This is a genomic window from Streptomyces sp. NPDC006691, assembly GCF_042869955.1.
Lineage (GTDB): Bacteria > Actinomycetota > Actinomycetes > Streptomycetales > Streptomycetaceae > Streptomyces.
Genome location: NZ_JBIAGW010000017.1, coordinates 99,513 through 119,587 on the forward strand (window position 1 = coordinate 99,513; position 20,075 = coordinate 119,587).

Annotated in this window: 1 protein-coding gene; it reads right to left on the minus strand. The window is 74.4% G+C overall.

Going from position 1 to position 20,075, the window contains the following annotated elements; all coding sequences use genetic code 11:
- Positions 1–125: 125 nt before the first annotated feature.
- Positions 126–20,072 carry a non-ribosomal peptide synthase/polyketide synthase gene (locus tag ACFYNP_RS29745; RefSeq protein WP_388789740.1) on the minus strand — a complete coding sequence of 6,649 codons (19,947 nt, stop codon included), beginning with the start codon at positions 20,070–20,072 and terminating at the stop codon, positions 126–128.
- Positions 20,073–20,075 lie beyond the last annotated feature (3 nt).

A 20,075-nucleotide genomic window follows, 5' to 3' on the forward strand; every position in this document is an offset into this window, starting at 1 on the left:
CTTCGTGATGAGGGGGCGACTGGTCGGGCGGGTGGTCGGAGGTATTGGCCGGGTCGGGGCGCGCGGGTGGCGGGGGCTGTGTCCCCGGGGCCTCCGGTGGGGACCTCGGCGCCGGGGCGGTTCGGTCACCGGCCTCCTCGGGCGTGACGGGCGATGTGGCGCAGGGCCTCGGCGAATTCCCCGGCCACCCGGCGAACCGTCTCCGTGTCGTGCAGGTCGGGGCGGTGGTGCCAGGTGAAGGCGAGTCGGCCGTGCTCGACGGAACCGACGATCTCCAGTGCGTGGGAGCCGCCGTCGCGGGGGTCGTGGTCCTGGCCGAGGGGGCCGTGCTGCGCACGGATCAGGCCGTCCCCGGCCGCTTCGGGGCGTGCGTCCCACTGGCCCAGGTAGTTGAACACCAGCCGGCTGTGCGCGCCTGTGCCCAGGTGTTCGCGTTGTTCCGGAGTGCCGTACGTGCGCAGGGCTCCGAAGCCGACTCCCTTGCCGGGTACGGCCCGCAGTTGGCGTCGTACCGACTTCACCAGGGCCCGCCAGTCGCGGTCCGGACCGAGCCGGCCCGGGTCGTCGACCTGGAGGGCGATGGGGTGGACGCTGGTGAACCAGCCGACGGTGCGGGTCAGGTCGACGCCGTCGATCAGGTCCTCGCGGCCGTGGCCCTCCAGGTCGAGACGGACGCGTTCCTGGCCGGACCAGCGCGCCAGGGCGAGGGCAAGGGCTGCGAGCAGTACGTCGTTGATGCGGGTGCGGTAGGCCGTGGGCGCGGCGCGCAGCAGGGTTTCGGTGTCCTGCTCGTCGAGTTCGATGCCGATCACGGCGGCCGGCGCGGTGTGGACGGAGTCGGGCCCGTGGTCGGGGGCGGGTGCCGCACCGACGATTTCGCGCCAGTGGGGCAGCTCGGCGTCGAGGCCGCCCGCGCGGACGTGCGCGGCGATCTGGCGGGCCCAGTCCCGGAAGCTGGTACTGCGCTCCCCCAGGTCGACGGGGGCACCCTGAACCGCCTGCTGGTAGGCCGTCTCCAGGTCGTCGCCGAGGATGCGCCAGGAGACGGCGTCCACGACCAGGTGGTGGGCGATGAGGAGCAGATGGGCGGGGCGGCCGGGGCCACCCGTGAACAGGGCCGCCCGCAGGTGCGGGCCGTGGGCGAGGTCGAAGCCGGCGTGCAGTTCGTCGGCGGTCTTCTCCATGACCGCGTCCGCGTCTTCGCAGGACAGGCCCGACAGGTCGTACTGGATGAGGAAGCCGGGGTCGTCCCGGCGGGCGGCGGCGGGCGGTGGGTTGAACTGGTGCCAGCCGTCGGCGTCCCGCGTGAAGCGCATGCGCAGCGCGTCGTGGTGTTCGAGGAGGGCGAGCAGTGCGGTGTTGAGGGCGTCCGGGTCCGGGATCCCGTCGAGTTCGAGCAGCGTCGACTGATTGAAGTGGTGGTGGGCGGCGCGGGGTGTGGTGAGGAACCAGTCCTGGATGGGGGTGAGCGGCACTTCGCCGGTCGCCGGGCCCTGGGCGGTCTGCTGGGGGGCGGCGCGGACGACGGAGGCCAGCGCGCCGAGGGTCTGGTGGGTGAACAGGTCCCGGGTCACCAGGTGGAGCCCATCACGGCGTAGCCGGGAGACGACCTGCATGCTCAGGATGGAGTCGCCACCGAGGGCGAAGAAGTTGTCGTCGATGCCGATGTCCGTGACGCCCAGGACGTCGGACCAGATGCGGGCGACCCGCCGCTCGGTGTCGGTGCGCGGTTCGCGGTACGGCCTGCCGGTGCTCCGGGCCGGGCCGGGGGCCGGCAGGGCCCGCCGGTCGAGCTTGCCGTTCGGGGTGAGCGGCAGCCGCTCCAGTGGCACGAAGAGCGAGGGCACCATGTGCGGCGGCAGCATTTCACCGAGGTGCTCGCGCAGGTCGTCGACGGGGAGCGGGAGGGGTCCGGTCGCCTCGTCGGCCGCCGGCCGGGCCGGTACGACGTAGGCGACGAGCCGGGCGGGCCCGGAGTTGGCCGCGGGCTGCCCGTCGTCGCTCGCGGGACGGGACGCGTCGGTGCGGACGACGACCACGGCGTCCCGGACCAGGGGGCTGCGGCGCAGCGCAGTTTCTATCTCTCCCGGTTCGATGCGGAAGCCGCGCAGCTTGACCTGGTCGTCTGCGCGTCCCGCGTAGACGAGTTCGCCGTCCGCGCCCCAGCGGGCCAGGTCCCCGGTGCGGTACATGCGCTCCCCCGGCAGCCCGAACGGGTCCGGAAGGAACCGCTGTGCGGTCAGGCCGGGGCGGCCGAGGTAGCCGCGGGCCAGGCCGGGGCCCGCCACGTACAACTCGCCCGTGACACCGGGCGGGACGGGACGAAGCGCGGTGTCGAGGACGTACAGGCAGGTGCTGCCCGAGGGGCGGCCGATGGACGGGGTGCCGGCGCCGGGGGCGAGCGGGCCGGTCCAGCTGGCGACGACGGTGGCTTCGGTCGGCCCATAGGAGTTGATCATGCGGCGGCCGGGGGCCCAGGTGGTGACCAGGTGCGCGGGGCAGGCCTCGGCGCCGACGATCAGGGTGCGCAGGGCGGGGAGTTCGGCGGCCTTCTCCTCGGACACGGTGGCGAGGGCGGCCGGGGGGATGAGGGTGTGGCTGATGCGTCGGACGGCCAGCACCTCTGCCAGCCGGTCGCCGACCAGCGGGCCTTCCTCCCCGGTGACCAGGGTGGCGCCGCTGAGCAGCGAGGTGCACAGCTCAAGGACGGAGGCGTCGAAGCTCGGGGAGGCGAACTGGAGCACCCGGTCACCGGGGCCGGCCGCGTAGCGCTCGGCCGCCGCGGCGGCGAAGGAGGCGAGGCCCCGGTGGGTCACCACCACGCCCTTGGGCGTACCGGTGGATCCCGAGGTGTAGATGACGTAGGCGGGGTGTCCGGGCCGCAGGGGGTCCGTACGGTCGGCGTCGGTGGGCGCGGTGTCCGGGCCGGCCGCCCTCAGGACCTCCGCCGGGTCCGTCACGACGTGGTGGGCGCCCGCGTCGCGGATCATGAACTCCCGGCGGGCCGCCGGGTAGTCGGGATCGACGGGCAGGAAGGCACCGCCCGCCTTGGCGACGGCTAGCTGGGCCACCACCATGGCGGTCGAGCGGGGCAGGGCGAGGGCGACCACCCGCTCCGGTCCGACGCCGTCGTGGATCAGGCGGTGCGCGAACCGGTTGGCGGCCCGGTCGAGTTCCTCGTAGGTCAGTTCCCGGTCGCCGTCGCACAGTGCGGTCGCGCCGGGCGTGCGCGTAGCCTGCCGCTGGAACAGGTCGGGCAGCGGCGACTCCGGTACGGCGGCGGTGCCCCGGCCTTGGGCGAGGAGGTCGCGCTCCTCCTGTCCCGAGGTCAGCGGCAGGGCTCCGAGCGGCCGGCTGGGGTCGGTGGCGACCGCGTCCAGGAGAATGCCCAGGTGCGCGGCGAGGCGGTCCGCGGTGGCCGCGTCGAACAGGTCGCTGTTGTAGGAGAGCAGCCCGTGCAGTGTTCCGTCCGGTGCCTCGGCGAATTCGAGGGTGAGGTCGAAGGCTGCCTGGTGTGTGTCGGTCTCGACGTCGCTGACGCGGAGGCCGGGGAGGTCGAGCTCGGCGGCGGGGGTGTTCTGCAGGACGACCATGACCTGGAAGAGCGGCGTACGGCTGGTGTCCCGGACCGGCTGGACCTCGTCCACGACGCGCTCGAAGGGCACGTCCTGGTGCGCGAAGGCGTCGAGGACCGTCTGGCGGACCGTGCCGAGGAAGTCGGTGAACGGCCGGCCGGTGTCGACCTGGGAGCGCAGGACGAGGGTGTTCACGAAGAACCCGACGACGTGCTCGGTCTCGGTCCGGTCGCGTCCGGAGGTCACGGTGCCGACGGCGATGTCGCTCTGTCCGGAAAGCCGCGCCAAGTAGGCCTGTGCGGCGGCCACCAGGGTGGTGAACAGGGTGGTGCCGTTCTCCCTGGCGATTCGGGTCAGCCGGCCGGTCGTGTCGGCCGGCACGACCAGGCGGGTGGTGGCGCCGTTGCTGGTGCGGACGGCGGGGCGCGGCCGGTCGGTGGGCAGGTCCAGTGCTGCCGTATCGGCCAAATGCGCTGTCCAGTACGCGAGTTGACCGTCGACTGCGGCGGCTCCTGTGGTGCGCTGCCAGGCCGCGTAGTCGGCGTACTGGATCGGCAGGGGCGGCAACGCGGCTTCCTGGTGGCCGAGTTGAGCGCGGTAGGAGTGGGCCAGGTCACCGAGGAGGACGGAGGTGGACCAGCCGTCGGTGACGATGTGATGCATGGCGAGGGCCAGGACGTGGTCGTCGTCGTCGAGCCGGACCAGGCTGGTGCGCAGCAGTGGCCCTTGGCGCAGGTCGAAGGGGTGCTCGCGTTCCTTGGTGAGCAGGGTGCGCAGGGCCGGCTCCCGGTCCGCCGGGGGCAGCGGGGACAGGTCGTGCAGGGGCAGCGGCACCGGGTGCGGCGGGTGGACGATCTGCACGCCGTGGCCGTCCGCGCTGTCGAAGGTGGTGCGCAGTGATGCGTGGCGGGCGACCAGCGAGGTGACGGCGGCTGTCAGCGCTCCGGCGTCCAGGTGGCCGCGCAGGCGCAGGGCCAGCGCGGTCACGTACTCGCTGCCGCCGGGCGCGAACTCCTCCAGGAACCACAGGCGTTGCTGGGCGTACGACATCGGGAGGGCCGCGTCGCGGGCGGCCGGTGTGATGGCGGGGCGGGCGTACCGGGACTCCTCGGTGAGGAGCGCGGCGAGTGCGGCCGGGGTGGGGCGGGTGAAGACGTCCCGGGGCGTGAGATCGGTCGCGAAGGCCTCGGAGAGGCGGCCGGCGAGCCGGATGCTGAGGATGGAGTCACCGCCCAGGGCGAAGAAGTCGTCGTCGACGCCGGGCGGTTCGGTCCCGAGTACCTGGCCGAACACCTCGGCCGCGCGGCGCTCGGCCTCGGTGCGGGGCTCGGTGCGCTCCGCGCGCGGGGTGGCCTCGGGTGCGGGCAGGGCGGCGCGGTCGACCTTGCCGTTGGCGCTCAGGGGCAGTGCGTCCAGCGGGACGATGTCGGTGGGCACCAGGTAGTCGGGCAGGGTGCGGCCCGCGAAGTCCCGCAGGGCCGCCGGGTTCCGGCCGGCCGGGCCCACGACGTAGGCGATCAGCCGTTTGGCGCCGGACCGGCCGGTACCGGCGAGCACCGCCACGTCCGCCACCTCGGGGTGCCCGGCGAGGACGGCCTCGACCTCGCCCGGCTCGACCCGGAAGCCGCGGATCTTGACCTGGTCGTCCGCGCGTCCCAGGAACTCCACCGTGCCGTCCGGGCGGCGGCGTGCCAGGTCGCCGGTGCGGTACATGCGGGCGCCGGACGGGCCCTGGGGGTCGGCGAGGAAGCGGGCTGCGGTGTCGCCGGGGCGGCCGAGGTAGCCGCGGGCCACCCCCTCACCGGCGAGGTACAGCTCACCGGCGCTGCCCGGCGGCACGGGGCGTAGCCGTCCGTCGAGGACGTGGACGCGCATGTCGTCCAGGGGCCGGCCGATCGGGACGGTGTCCGGCACGTCGGACGCGTCGGCGAGTTCGTGGGACGTCGCGAAGGTCGTGGCCTCGGTGGGGCCGTAGCCGTCGACGACGCTCAGCCCGGGGCAGGCGGTCAGGACGCGACGCACAGCCGCGGCGGGCACCACGTCACCGCCGGTCCACACCTGCCGCAGGCCGGCGAAGCAGTCCGGCGCGTCCTGGGCGAGGAGGCGGAAGACACCGGCCGTCAGCCACAGCGCGGTCAGCCCTCCCGCGCCGGCCAGGCGCCGGATCAGGGTGCCGTCGACGGCGCCTTCGGGGGCGACGACCACGCGGCCGCCATGGAGCAGGGGCGCCCACACCTCGAAGGTGGCCGCGTCGAACGCCACCGGGGAGTGCAGCAGCACCCGGTCGCTGATGCCGTCGGCGAACCGGCTGTCGGTGGCCAGCGCCGCCACGTCCCGGTGACGCACCGCCACCGGCTTGGGCCGGCCGGTCGAGCCGGAGGTGAACATGATGTACGCCAGCCGGTCGGGATCGCCGGGCGGCAGCGATCCGTCGCCGTCGTCCGCGCGGGCGGCGGCGACGTCGGCGGCGGTGAGCTCGGCCGTGACGCCGGCCGCGTCGAGCAGGGTCCGGCGGCGTTCCTCGGGGGCCCGGGTGTCGACCGGTACGTAGGCTCCTCCTGCGGCGAGGACCGCGAGCTGGGCGACGACAAGATCGGCGGACCGGTCCATCAACAGCGCGACCCGGCCCTCGGGAGCAAGCCCGTCGGCCAGCAGACGCGCTGCCAACTGTGCTGCGGTCAGCGAGAGTTGACTGTAGGTCAGCTCGCGTTCGCCGTCCTGTACGGCGACGGCTTCCGGGGTTCGCCGGGCCTGCTCGGCGAACAGGTCGACGGGGCTGCGCGGTTGCGTCGCACGCGCCGGGAGGTTCCAGGAGGCCAGCAGCCGCCGGTCGTCGGGAGTGAGCGCGTCCAGGTCCGCGAGATCGCCGTCCAGGCCCTCGGCGAGGGCGGTGAGCAGGACCGTGAGGCGCTCCACGGCCCGCTCGACGGTCGCCGGGTCGAAGAGGGCGGGGTCGTAGGCCAGGTCGAAACCGAGCCGTTCGGAGAGGTGGGCCCGCAGGCACCACGGGAAGGTGGGCGCGTCATCGGCCCGCACCTCGGCCACCCGGACGCCGGTGCGGGCGGTGGCCGCCTCGTCCACGGGATAGTTCTCGAAGACGACCATGCTGTCGAACAGGGCTTCACCGGACGGCACTTCGCTGCCCGCCTGGATGCGGGGCAGGGCGAGGAAGTCGAAGCGGCGGGCCTCCGTCTGCGCTTCCTGAAGGTCACGCAGCCAGGGCAGGACCGCGCCGCCGGACAGCCGGACCCGGGTGGGCACGGTGTTGATGAACATGCCGATCATGCCCTCCACACCGGGCAGTTCGGCCGGGCGGCCCGAGACGGTGGTGCCGAACACCACGTCGTCGCGGCCGCCGCAGCGGGCGAGGAGCAGCGCCCAGGCGCCCTGCACCACGGTGTTGACGGTCAGTCCGGCACGCGCGGCTCCCGCGCTCAGCCGCGCCGAGACGTGTTCGTCCAGTTCGTGCCGGACCTGGGCGGTGGCGCGGGCCCGGTGCGCCTCGTCCGGGGTGCGGTCGTACGGGAGCGGAGTGCGGGTGGTGAACCCGGTGAGCGCGTCGCTCCAGTGGCGTTCTGCGGCCGACAGGTCCTGTTCGCCGAGCCAGTGCAGGAAGTCCGCGAAGGGCCGCCGCACCGGGAGCTCCGGGTCCGGACCGCCGGTGAGCGCGGCGTAGCGCTCGCACACTTCGGTGAGGAGCTGGCCGGTGCTCCAGCCGTCCAGGGCGATGTGGTGGGTGGACCACAGCAGCAGCACCTCGTCGTCGGGGAGCGCGGCGACGGTGAGCCGGGTGAGCGGAGCGGCGTTCAGGTCCATGGCCACGGCGCGGTCCTCTTCGAGCAACTGCTCGGTGCGCTCGGCACGTTCGGCTGTGCCAAGGTCGCGCCAGTCGAGGTGGCGTACGGGCAGCTCGACCCGCCGGTGCACGACCTGGACCGGCTGCGGCAGGCCCCGCCAGTGCACGCTGGTGCGCAGCGCCGGGGTGCGGTCGGCGACGCGCTGCCAGGCCGTGGCGAAGGCCTGCGGGTCGGCCACCCCGGACAGGCGGACCGCGATGCGGTCGAAGTAGGCGCCGTCGGTGTCCACCAGGCCGTGGAACAGCATCCCCGCCTGGAGCGGGGTGAGCGGCAGGACGTCCTCGATGTGCCGGCCGTCGCCGACGAGCCGGTCCAGGCCGTCCTGGGACAGCCCGGCGAGGGGGAAGTCGGAGGGGGTGCGACCGCCCGCGTCCGGGCTCGCGCAGTGCGCCACGATGTCCCGCAGCGCGGCGGTCATCCGCTCGGCCAGGGCACGGACGGTGTCTTCGTCGTGGACGGCCGCCGGGTAGTTCCAGCCCAGTTCGAGCCGTCCCTCCTGGACGATGCCGGTGATGTCGAGGACGTACGGGCGTGGGGCGTCCGGGTCGGTGTCTCGGCCGGTCGGGGGCAGGGCGGCACGCAGCAGGCCGTCGGCGGTGCCGCTGCCCGCGTCCCACTGGCCGTGGTAGTTGAAGCCGACCTGCGGCGCGGGAGCGCCGGCGAGGGGGCTGTCCGGCAGTAGGTGGCGCAGCGCGCCATGGCTCAGGCCGTGCAGGGGCACGGCGCGGAGCTGTTCCTTCACCGAGCGGAGCGTGTCGTGCCATCCGGCACCGGGATCGACGCGCAGCGCGAGCGGGAACTCCGCGGTGAACCAGCCGACCGTGCGCGACAGGTCGACATCGGCGAAGAGGTCCTCGCGGCCGTGGCCCTCCACGCCGATCAGGACCGTGTCCCGCCGGCACCACTGCGCGAGCGTGTGGCCGAGTGCGCTGAGCAGGACGTCGTTGACCTGGGTGCGGTAGGTCTCGGGAACCTTGCGCAGCAGGGCGTCGGTGGTCTCCTCGTCCAGTGTGACGGTGACGGTGGCCGAGGCGCCGTAGGTGTTGGGGCCCGGTCGGCCCGCGGGCAGTTCGGCCGGTGCTTCGGCCGCCTGCCGCCAGTGCTCCAGGTCGGCGGCGAACGCGCCGGAGCGGGCGTGTTCGGCCAGTCGGGCCGCCCAGTGGCCGTAGGCGGTGCCGGCGGACGCGAGGTCCACGGGGCGTCCGGCCGCGGCCTGCTGGTAGGCGGTGGCGATGTCGGCCGGCAGGATGCGCCAGGAGACGCCGTCGACGGCCAGGTGGTGGACGGTGATCACGAGGTGGCCCGCCAGGTGGGGGCCGCGGTCCAGGAAGAGGAAGCGCACGACGCGGCCCTCGACGGGGTCGAGTCCCGTCTGCGCGCGGTCGGTGAGGCGGTGCGCCTCCGCCTCGACCGCGGTGTCGTCGAGTCCGGCGAGATCGTGCCGGCTGAACACGGAGCCGGGTGCGGCGGGGAGCGCCTCCTGGTGCCAGCCGGCCGCGCTGTGCGTGAACCGGGTGCGCAGGGCGGCGTGCCGTGCGACGACGGCCTGGGCGGCCCGGCTGAGCGCCTCGCCGTCCGTGCCGGGCGCCAGCTCGAAGCGCTGGGTCATGGTGAACCGCATGCGGTCGCCGGGCCGCAGACCGTCCAGGTACCAGTGCTGGATCGGGGTGAGCGGTGCGGGACCGGTGGGGCTCGTCGTGTCCGTCACTGGGGTCAACTTGCCCGCGCGCAGCGCGAGTTCGGCCACGGTCTGGTGCCGGAAGACGTCCTTGGTGCTGAGGGCGAGTCCGGCGCGGCGTGCGCGGGAGACGATCTGGATGCTGAGGATGGAGTCGCCGCCGAGCGCGAAGAAGTTGTCGCGCGCGCCCACCCGGGGCACGCCCAGCACCTCGGCCCAGATGGCGGCCAGCCGCTCCTCGGTGCCGGGCCGCGGTGCGACGTACGGGTCGTCGCTCTCGGGCTGGACGGGCGGGTCCGGCAGGGCGCGGCGGTCGGTCTTGCCGCCGGCGGTGCGGGGCACGCGGTCGAGCGGAACGAACGCGGCGGGCACCATGTGGTCGGGCAGGGTGCCGCGCAGCCGCATCCGCAGTTCGTCGGCCGACGCCTGCTGCCCGTCCCCGGTCACCACGTAGGCGACCAGCATGGGGCGCCCGGCGTGTTCGCGTGCGGTGACCGCGGCATCGGTGACCTCCGGCAGCGCGAGCAGCGCCGCCTCGATCTCGCCGGGCTCGATGCGGTAGCCCCGGATCTTGAGCTGTTCGTCGGCGCGGCCGAGGAACTCCAGCAGGCCGGACGTGTCCCAGCGGGCGCGGTCGCCGGTGCGGTACATCCGCTCCCCCGGCTCCCCGAACGGGTCGGCCAGGAAGCGGCTCGCGGTCTGGCCGGGCCGGTTCAGATAACCGCGGGCCACCTGGGCGCCGGCGAGGTACAGCTCACCGGGCGTGCCGACGGGCACCGGGCGCAGGGTCCCGTCCAGGACGTAGGCGCGCAGTCCACCGCCGGGGCGGCCGATGACGGGACGTTCCGGACGGTCGGTGACGGGTCCGTAGACGGAGTCGACGGTGCACTCGGTGGGGCCGTACATGTTGACGGCGGTGACGCCGGCTTCCTCGTGGGCCGCGACCAGGTCCCGCCAGGTGGCGGCGGAGACGGCCTCGCCGCCTACGAGCAGGAGCTTCGGGTGGTGGCGCCCGGGGGCGAGCAGTCCGGCGGCCAGCAGTTCGCGCAGGAAGGTGGGGGTGACGTTGACCAGGTCGAGGCGGTCGGCGCCGACCTGGGCGCAGAAGGCCTCGGGGTCGAGGCGGGTGTCGTCGTCGATGAGGTGGACCTGCTGGCCGAGGGCGAGCAGCAGAGGTCCTTCCCAGGAGGTGTCGAAGGCGAAGGAGGCGCTGAGGGCGGCGCGCAAACGGGTGCCACCCGCGGTGTGCGGGGCGAGGAGGTTCGCGCGGTGGTCGTGGCAGAGGTTGACCAGGTGACGGTGTTCGACGGCGACGCCCTTGGGGCGGCCGGTGGAGCCGGAGGTGTAGACGATGTATGCCGTGTTCTCGGGGCGCAGCGGGTGGACGCGGTCGGCGTCGGTGGGGTTGTGGTCGGGCAGGTCGGCCGCGTCCGCGGCGCGCAGGGTCTCCTCGGTGAGCACGGTGTGCGGGCGGGCGTCGTCCTGAAGGACGCGGACGCGTTCGTCGGGCAGGCGCGGGTCGAGGAAGAGCAGCGCGGCGCCCGCCTTGGCGACCGCGAGCAGGGCGACCAGGAGCACCGAGGTGCGCGGGAGGCGGACGGCGACCACGGTCTCGGGGCCCGCGCCCCGGCGGATGAGGTGATGGGCGAGCCGGTTGGCGCGCTCGTTGAGGGTGGCGAAGTCGAGGGTGGCGTCGGGCGCGACCAGCGCGGTGAGGTGCGGGGTGCGGGCGGCCCGCGCCTCGAACAGGGCGGGGAAGGTCGTGTCGGGCCCGGGCAGCGGCATGCCCCGGCCGAGGTCCAGCACGCGCTGTCGCTCGGTGCCGGTCATGAGGGGCAGGGCGCCGACGGCGCGGCCCGGGTCGTCTGCGGCGGCCTCCAGCAGGATGCGCAGCCGCTCGGCCAGGAGTTCCGCGGTGGCCGGGTCGAAAAGGCCGGTGTTGTATTCGAGATGGCCGGTGACGACTCCGTCGGTTTCGACGAAGTCGAAGGCCAGGTCGAAGGTGGCGTGCCGGACCGGCGGGGCAACCGGCTGCACGGTGAGTCCGGGCAGGGTGGGGGCCTCGGCACCGAGGTTGTGCAGCGCGACCATGACCTGGAACAGCGGGGTGCGGCTGGTGTCGCGCTCCGGCTGAACCGCGTCCACCACCCGCTCGAAGGGCACGTCCTGGTGCGAGACGGCCTCAAGGACGGTGCCGCGCACCTCGGCGAGCAGGTCACGGAACGACACCTCGGGACGGACCCGGGCCCGCAGTACCAGCGTGTTGACGAACATGCCGACCACGTCGTGCAGTTCGGGGCGCTCACGGCCGGCCGTGACCGTGCCGACGGCGATGTCCCGCTGGTCGGACCAGCGGGACAGAAGTATCTGACATGCCGTCAGCAACGTCATGAAGAGCGTGGCATCGGCCTCCCGGCCCCGGGCGCGCAACCGGTCGGTGAGCCCGGTGGGCAGGGTGAAGGTGACCAGCGCGCCGTCCCGGGTACGGACGGCGGGCCGCGGCCGGTCGGTGGGCAGCTCCAGCGGCGTCACACCGTCCAGGGCCCGGCGCCAGTGGTCGAGGTCGGCCTCGGCCTGCTCGGTGCGCGCGCGCTGCCAGGCGGCGTGGTCGGTGTACCGCACGGCGGGGGTGGGCAGTTCGGGCCGGCGCCCGTCGAGGGCGGCCGCGTACAGCTCGCCGAGGTCCCGGCCGAGAATGCCCATGGACCAGCCGTCGGTGACGATGTGGTGCACGGCGAGGACGAGGACGTGCTCCTCGGTGTCCGCGCCGGTGAGACGGGCGAGGCGGGCCCGCAGCAGCGGACCGGTGGCGAGGTCGAACGGCCGGGCGGCCTCGCTCTCCACGAGGGCGTCGAGGGCGGCGGAGTCCGCGCAGTCCTGCGTGCGCAGGTCCACGGGGGCGGGCGGCTGGATGATCTGCCGCGCCTGGCCGTCGTGTTCGGCGAAGGTGGTGCGCAGGGACTCGTGCCGCGCGACCAGCCCGTCGAGGGCCGTGTTCAGGGCGGCGCGGTCGAGCGGGCCGGTGAGGCGCAGCACGGACAGGATGGTGTGCTCGGTGCTGCCCGGTTCGAAGCGGTCGAGGAACCAGAGCCGCTGCTGGGCGTACGACAGCGGTGCCGGAGCGCCCGGGGTAGCGACCGGGATGACGTCGGCCGGGGTGCCGGCCCCGTCGGCCGGATCGCCGAGGGCGGTCGCGAGGGCGGACAGCGTCGGATGGTTGAACAGCAGCCGGGGTGAAACGTCCGTGCCGTACGCGGCGCGCAGCACGGAGACGACCCGGACGGCGAGGATCGAGTCACCGCCGAGGGCGAAGAAGTCGTCGTCGGCGCCGACCTCGTCGGTGTTCAGGACCTGCTTCCAGGCGTCGGCCACGAGACGCTCGGCGGGCGTGCCCGGCTCCCTGCGCTCGCCGCCGGTCGCGAAGCCCTCGGGTCCGGGCGCCGGCAGCGCGCGCCGGTCGAGCTTGCCGTTGGGGGTCAGCGGCAGGGCCGCCATCGGCACATAGGCGGCGGGCACCATGTGCGCGGGCAGCGACTGCTTGAGGTGGTCGCGCAGTTCGGCGGCCGACGGCGGGACGCTGCCGGTGCCGACCACGTGGGCCACCAGGCGCCGCGTCCCCGTGGCGTCCTCGTAGACACCGACGGCGGCGCCGGCGACGCGCGGGTGGCGGTGCAGCGCCGCCTCGATCTCGCCGGGCTCGATGCGGTAGCCGCGGATCTTCACCTGCTGGTCGGCGCGGCCCAGGTACTCCAGGCTGCCGTCGGCCCGCCGCCGGGCGCGGTCGCCGGTGCGGTACATGCGGGTGCCGGGCCGGCCGAACGGGTCGGCGAGGAAGCGGGTCGCGGTCAGGCCGGGCCGGTTGAGATAGCCGCGGGCCAGACCCTCCCCCGCGACGTACAGTTCGCCGATCGCTCCGGGCGGCGCCAGGTTCAGCGTCTCGTCGAGGACGTAGGTCCGCAGGTCGGGTATGCCGGTGCCGATGGGGCTCGCGGGGCCGGCATCCGCCGTCGCCCGGTCCAGGGGGGCGTAGGTGACGTGCACGGTGGTCTCGGTGATGCCGTACATGTTCACCAGGCGCGGCGCGCTGTCCGGATGGCGCTCGTACCAGCCGGCCAGCCGGGTCACGTCGAGCGCCTCACCGCCGAAGACGACCGTGCGCAGCGCCAGCCGGGCGCTGTCCTCGGGGTGTTCCGCGTCGGCGCGGATCAGCGGATAGAAGGCGGACGGCGTCTGGTTGAGGACGGTGACCCGCTCGTCCGCGAGCAGGCGCAGGAAGTCCTCCGGGGAGCGGGCGGTGTCGTCGGGGACCACGACGAGCCGACCGCCGTGCAGCAAGGGTCCCCACAGCTCCCAGACGGAGAAGTCGAAGGCGTAGGAGTGGAACAGCGTCCACACGTCGGTGGAGTCGAACCGGAACCAATGGTGGGTGCGGCTGAAGAGGCGGACCACGTTGGCGTGCGGGATCACCACGCCCTTGGGACGGCCGGTGGAGCCGGAGGTGTAGATGGCGTAGGCCGGACTGTCGGGCAGCGGGCGGCGCGCCCGGTCCACCGGGGCGGCAGGCCGTCGGCCGAGGTCGGCGCGCACCTCGGGGTCGTCCAGGCGCAGTACGGGAACCTCGTCGTAGCCGGTCGTCGCCGTGGTGGTCACGAGGGCCACCGGGGCCGCGTCGTCCAGGATGCCGGTGACGCGTTCGGCGGGCAGCGCAGGGTCGATGGGCAGGTAGGCGGCGCCCGTCTTGAGGACGGCGAGGACGGCGACGACCAGGTCGGTGGAGCGTGGCAGGGCGAGGGCGACGTACCGCTCGGGGCGGGCGCCGAGTTCGACGAGACGATGGGCGAGGCGGCCCGCGCGCGCGTCCAGTTCGGCGTAGTCGAGCCGTTCGGTGCCGTGGCTGACGGCTTCGGCGTGCGGGGTGCGGGCTGCCTGTGCCTCGAAGAGGTCCACCAGCGTCTCGGCGGGCCTGCCCTCTGCGGTGCCGCTGCCGGCCGTGAGGAGATGCTGCCGCTCCTCGGGGGTGGTCCGGGCGAGGGCGGCGAGGGGACGTTCGGGGTCCTCGGCCAGTTCGGTGAGCAGCAGGCACAGCCGCCCGGCGAGGGCGGCGGCGGTGGCCGCGTCGAACAGTTCCGGGTCGTAGGCGAGGTCGAAGCCGAAGCGTTCGCCGTGGTAAGCGCGGAGCACCAGCGGGTAGTTGGTGGCGTCGCGCGAGGAGACGTCGATGATCCGCACGCCGGAGCCGGCCGAACTCGCGTCGTCGAACGGGTAGTTCTCGAAGGCCACCATGCTGTCGAACAGAGAGCTGCCGGACGGCACGTCGCTCAGGGCGGTCAGTTCCGCCAGGGACACCGCGGCGAAGCGCCGTGCGTCCGCCTGCGCCTCCTGGAGGTCGCGCAGCCAGGAGACGGCCGTGCCTTGGCCGGCCACTCGCACACGCGTGGGCAGGGTGTTGATGAACATGCCGACCATGTCCTCGGCGCCCGGCAGTTCGTCGGGACGGCCGGAGACGGTGGTGCCGAACAGTACGTCCGGCTCGGCCGCGTAGCGGGACAGCAGCAGCGCCCAGGCGCCCTGCACGACGGTGCCGAGGGTCAGTCCGGCGGCGCGGACGGTGCGGGCCAGGAGGGCCGAGGCCTCGTCGGACAGCGCGGCGGTGTGCACGGCCGCCGAGCGCGACTCGTGGCCTGCCGGGCGGGCGCGGTCGACGGGCAGCGGTGTCGGGGTGGCGAAACCGTCGAGGACCCCCCGCCAGTGCGCACGGACGGCTTCGCCGTCCTGGTCGCAGAACCAGCGCACATAGTCCCCGAACGGCCGTCGCACGGCCGGCGCCGGTTCGGTGCCGGCGGTGAGGGCCGCGTACTCGGCGAACACGTCGGTGAGGACCTGGGCCAGGCTCCAGCCGTCCAGGATCAGGTGGTGGGAGGTCCACAGCAGGTGCAGTCGGGCGTCGGGCAGCCGGACCAGGGTGAGCCGCATCAGGGGGGCGGCGCCCAGGTCGAGGCCGCGGGCCAGGTCCTCGGCGCGCAGCCGCTCCAGGCGGGCGGCCCGCTCCCCCGCGTCCAGTGCGCGCCAGTCCAGGGTCTCGATCGGCACCCGCACCTCGTGGTGCACGCGCTGGAGCGGAACGGGTACGCCCTCCCACACGACCGAGGTACGCAGGGCCGCGGTGCGGTCGGTGACGCGCTGCCAGGCGGCGGCGAACGCCTCGCAGTCGGCCACTCCCTCCAGGAGCAGGGCGGCCTGGTCGAGGTAGACGTCGTCCGTGCCGCCGACCAGCCGGTGGAAGAGCATGCCCTCCTGGAGCGGGGTGAGCGGCAGCAGGTCCGCCACGGACCTGCCGTCCCCGACGAGACGGTCCACCGCTGCCTGGTCGAGCCGGGCCAGCGGGAAGTCGGAGGGGGTGCGGCCGCCCGCGTCGGGGCGGGCGCAGTGCTCGGTCACCTCGGTGAGGGCCCGCAGCATGCCGTCGGCGAGCGCCCGGACGGTGCGCTCGTGGTGCACCTGGTCGCTGTAGTGCCAGGTGATCTCCAGCGCGCCGTCCCGCACGACGGCCGACACGTCGAGCAGGTGGTCCAGCGGTTCCGCCGCGCCCATGTCGCCGGGCGGCACGTCGGCGGCGGGCGCGAAGTCGCCGCCCGCGCCGGACTCCCACTGGCCGTGGTAGGTGAAACACACCTGGGGCAGCGGCAGTTCACGCAGCGCGCCGGCCTCCGGCGCCGGCGAGCCGAGGCGTCCGAGCGCCTCGTAGCCCAGGCCACGACGCGGCACGGCCCGCAGCCGCTCCTTGACGGACTTCAGGGTCGCCGCCCAGTCGGGTGCTCCGGCGGGGCCCTGCGGGGTGAGGGTGACCGGGAACTGGCTGGTGAACCAGCCGATGGTGCGGGCCAGTTCGGCGCCCTCGACCAAGTGCTCCTCGCGGCCGTGGCCCTCCAGTGCGACGGTGATGTGCGGCGCGCCCGTCCAGTCCACCAGGACCCGGCCGAGTGCGCTCAGCAGCACGTCGTTGACCTGCGTGCGGTAGACGCCCGGGACACGTCGCAGCAGTGCGTCGGTGGTGGCCTCATCGAGCCGGCCGTGGAGCGTGCGCACGGACCCGGCCAGCGGGGTGCCGGGGAGATCCACGGGGAGCGGGGTGCGCGGGCGGGCGGCCTCGGCGGTCCAGTACGGCAGATCGTCGTCGAGGGCACCCTCCCGTACACGCTCGGCCAGATGACGGGCCCACCAGGCGAACGGGGTCTGCTCGGGCTCCAGTTGAGGGGCCCGGCCGTTCTCGGCCTGCCGGTAGGCCTGTTCCAGGTCGGCGAGCAGCACGCGCCAGGAGACGCCGTCGACGGCCAGGTGATGAACCGTCAAGAACAGGTGCGGGCGGCCCCCTTCGGCCGCGGGGAGCAGGACGGCGCGCAGCATGCTGCCGGTGCTGGGGTCGAGCTGCGCGCGGGCGGTCTCGGCGGCCTCGGCGAGGCTCGCGCCGTCGTGGCCGGCCAGCAGACCGGTGGTGGGGCCGGCACCGGGATGCTGCTGCCAGGTCTCCCCCTCCCGCACGAACCGGGCGCACAGGGAGGGGTGGTGTGCCACGACCGCGTCCAGCGCGCGGGAGAGCTTCGCCGCGTCGACGTCGTGGGGCAGGTCGAGAACCATGGACATGGCGAAGCGGCTCCGCGGCCCGTGGGTGGCGAAGAACCACTCCTGGACCGGGGTCAGCGGGCCGGGCCCGGCCTCCTGCGGGGGGCGGGGCGCCGCCACCGCGGCGGCGTGCCCGGAGGCGGCCGCGAGTTCGGCGACGGTCTGGTGGCGGAAGACGTCCTGCGAGGACAGGGCGAGCCCGGCGGCCCGGGCCCGGGAGACGGCCTGGATGCTGAGGATCGAGTCGCCGCCCAGCTCGAAGAAGTTGTCGGTGACCCCGACGCGGCGCACGCCGAGGATCTCGGTCCAGATCCCCGCCAGGGTCTCCTCGTCCGGCGTGCGCGGGGCGACGAACTCCCGTGTCGTGTCCGGGCCTTCGAAATCAGGAGCGGGCAGGGCGCGGCGGTCGAGTTTGCCACTGACGGTGAGCGGCAGCGAGTCCAGCGCCGTGAACGAGGACGGCACCATGTGGTCGGGCAGGACCTTCCGCAGCGCGGCCCGCAGCGCGGCGGACTCGGGCCGCGCGGAGCCGGGCGCGGGTACGGCGTAGGCGGCGAGCCGCAGGTGACCGTGTACGTCGGGCACGGCGACGACCGCGGCGGCGGCGATGCCCGGCAGGTCGGTCAGGGCGGCCTCGATCTCGCCGGGTTCGATGCGGTGGCCGCGGACCTTGACCTGGTCGTCGGCGCGTCCCAGATAGTCCAGGCGGCCGTCGGCGGTCCAGCGGGCCAGGTCGCCGGTGCGGTACATGCGCGTGGCGGGCGGCCCGTACGGGTCGGGCAGGAAGCGCGCGGCGGTCAGGCCCGGGCGGCCGAGGTAGCCCCGGGCCACCTGTTCGCCGGCGAGGTACAGCTCGCCGCCGACACCGGGCGGCACGGGTCGCAGCCGGGCGTCCAGGACGTAGGCGCGGGTGTTGGGCAGCGGGCGGCCGACCAGCGGCCGGCCCGTTCCGTCGATGCGGCAGGACAGCGCGTCGACCGTGCACTCGGTGGGGCCGTAGAAGTTGTACGCGGCGACCTCGGGGTGGGCGCCGAGCTCGCGCCACAGCGCCGGGCCGATCGCCTCGCCGCCGAGCATGAGCACCCGGGGGCGGTGACGCGGGTCGCTCAGGAGTCCGGCGGGCAGCAGCTGGCGCAGGTAGGAGGGGGTGAGGTCGAGGAAGTCGATGCGGTGCGCGACGACGTAGTCGACCAAGGCGGCCGGGTCCATCCGGGTCGTCTCGTCCACCAGGTGCAGCGGGTGGCCGTCGGCGAGCAGCAGCACGCCTTCGAGCGAGGTGTCGAAGGAGAAGGACGCGGTGAGCGCCACCCGCAGCGGACCGCCTCCCGCCTCGGCGACGAATCCGGCGCGATGCGCGGCGAGCAGATGGGCGACGGCCCGGTGCGGTACGGCGACGCCCTTGGGGCGGCCGGTGGAACCGGAGGTGTGGATGACGTAGGCGGTGTGCAGCGGGTCCAGCGGCGTCCGGCGGTCCTCGTCCGTGGGGTCCGTGCCGGGAAGGCCGTCGGGCAGGGCGGTGAGCGCGGCCTCGTCCAGGACCAGGGCCGGGCGGACGTCGTCCAGCAGGAAGCGGACGCGCTCTTGGGGCAGGGCCGGGTCCAGCGGAAGGTATCCGGCGCCGGACTTCCACACGGCGAGGATCGCCGTGATCATGTCGGCGGTGCGCGGCAGCCGGAGCGCGACCAGCCGTTCGGGGCCGGCGCCGAGGCCTATGAGGTGGTGGGCGAGCCGGTTGGCGCGGTTGTTGAGAGTCGCGTAGTCGAGGCGCTCGTCGCCCGCCACCAGGGCCAGGGCATCGGGCGTGCGGGCCGCGCGCTCCTCGAAGAGCCGCGGGTGCAGGGCGTCCCCGACGGGCAGGGCGGTGGCGTTCCAGTCACGGGTGACCTGTCGCACTTCCGTCTCGGAGAGCAGCGGCAGGGTGCCGAGGGGCCGGTCGGGGGTGTCGGTCGCCGCTTCCAGGAGGCGCAGCAACTGGCCGGTCATGCGGCGGGCGGTGTCCGGGTCGATCAGGTCGGTGCGGTATTCGAGCAGTCCGGTCAGCGCCTCGCCGTCCGGCACGAACTCGACGCTCAGGTCGAAGGTGGCGGACTGTCGCGGCACGGCGACCGGGCTGATCCCGAGGTCGCGCGGGGCGGTGGCCGCGGGCGGGTCCGGGTGCAGCAGGACCATCACGTCGAACAGCGGGTTGCGGCCCGCCTCGCGGGTGGCACCCACCCTCTCGACGATCCGCTCGAAGGGCGTGTCGCCGTGTGCGAAGGCCTCGTTGACGGTGTCGGCGGTACGGGTCAGGAGGTCCCGGAAGGAGTCGCCGGGCGCCACCGCGGTGCGCAGCACGACGGTGTTCACGAAGAAGCCGACGGCCCTCTCCAGATCGGTGCGCGAACGGCCCGGGGTCAGCGACCCGACCGTGCTCTCCTCCTGTCCCGACCAGCGGGCCAGGAGCGCCTGGGCGGCGGCGACGAGCGCGGTGTACAGCGTGGTGTGCTGCTGCCCGGCGAGTTCGCGGAGCCTGTGGGTAACTCCGGCGGGGACGGTGAAGGCGTGGACCGCCCCCGCCCCGGCCTCTTCGCCGCGCCGGGGCCGGTCCAGCGGGAGTTCGGGGGCGACCGCCCCCGTCAACCGGTCGCTCCAGTGGGCCAGTTGACGCTCCAGCCGGGCACCGGTGAGCTGCTCGCGCTGCCAGACGGCGAAGTCCGGGTACTGGGTCGCCACCGCCGGCAGCCCGGGCTCCTCACCCCGCGCCAACGCCTCGTAGGCGGTGCACAGTTCACTCAGCACGATGCCCATCGACCAACCGTCGGTGGTGATGTGATGAGCCGTCAGCAGCAGGACGTGCGAGGCGTCGGTCTCCCGCAGCAGCAGGGCCCGCAGCAGCGGCCCGGAACTCAGGTCGAAGGGCGCCGAGTACTCCGCGAGCAGCGCCGCGTCCAGGCCGTCCGCCGGCACGTCACGGACGGGCAGGGGCACCGGGGCCGCCGGGTGCACGTGCTGTGCCGCGCGGCCGTCGCTCTCCTCGAACGTGGTCCGCAGTGCCTCGTGCCGGGCCACGACCTCGGCGAGCGCACGCTGGAGAGCCCGGTGGTCGAGGGTGCCGGTGAGGCGCACGGCGACCGCGCTGTTGTAGCGGGCGTCACCGGGGTGCAGCCGGTCCAGGAACCACAGGCGCTGCTGGGCGAACGACAGGGGCAGGGGCCGGTCGCGGTCGGCGCGCGGGATGCCGGCGGGCGCGCCGCCGGCGGGGCCCGCCGCGGCACGTCCGGCCAGGCGGCGGCGCAGGGCCTCGCGCAGATCGTCCGGCAGGGCTTCGGCGCGGTCTCGCCTGGAGGGCTTCGAAGACGTCATGTT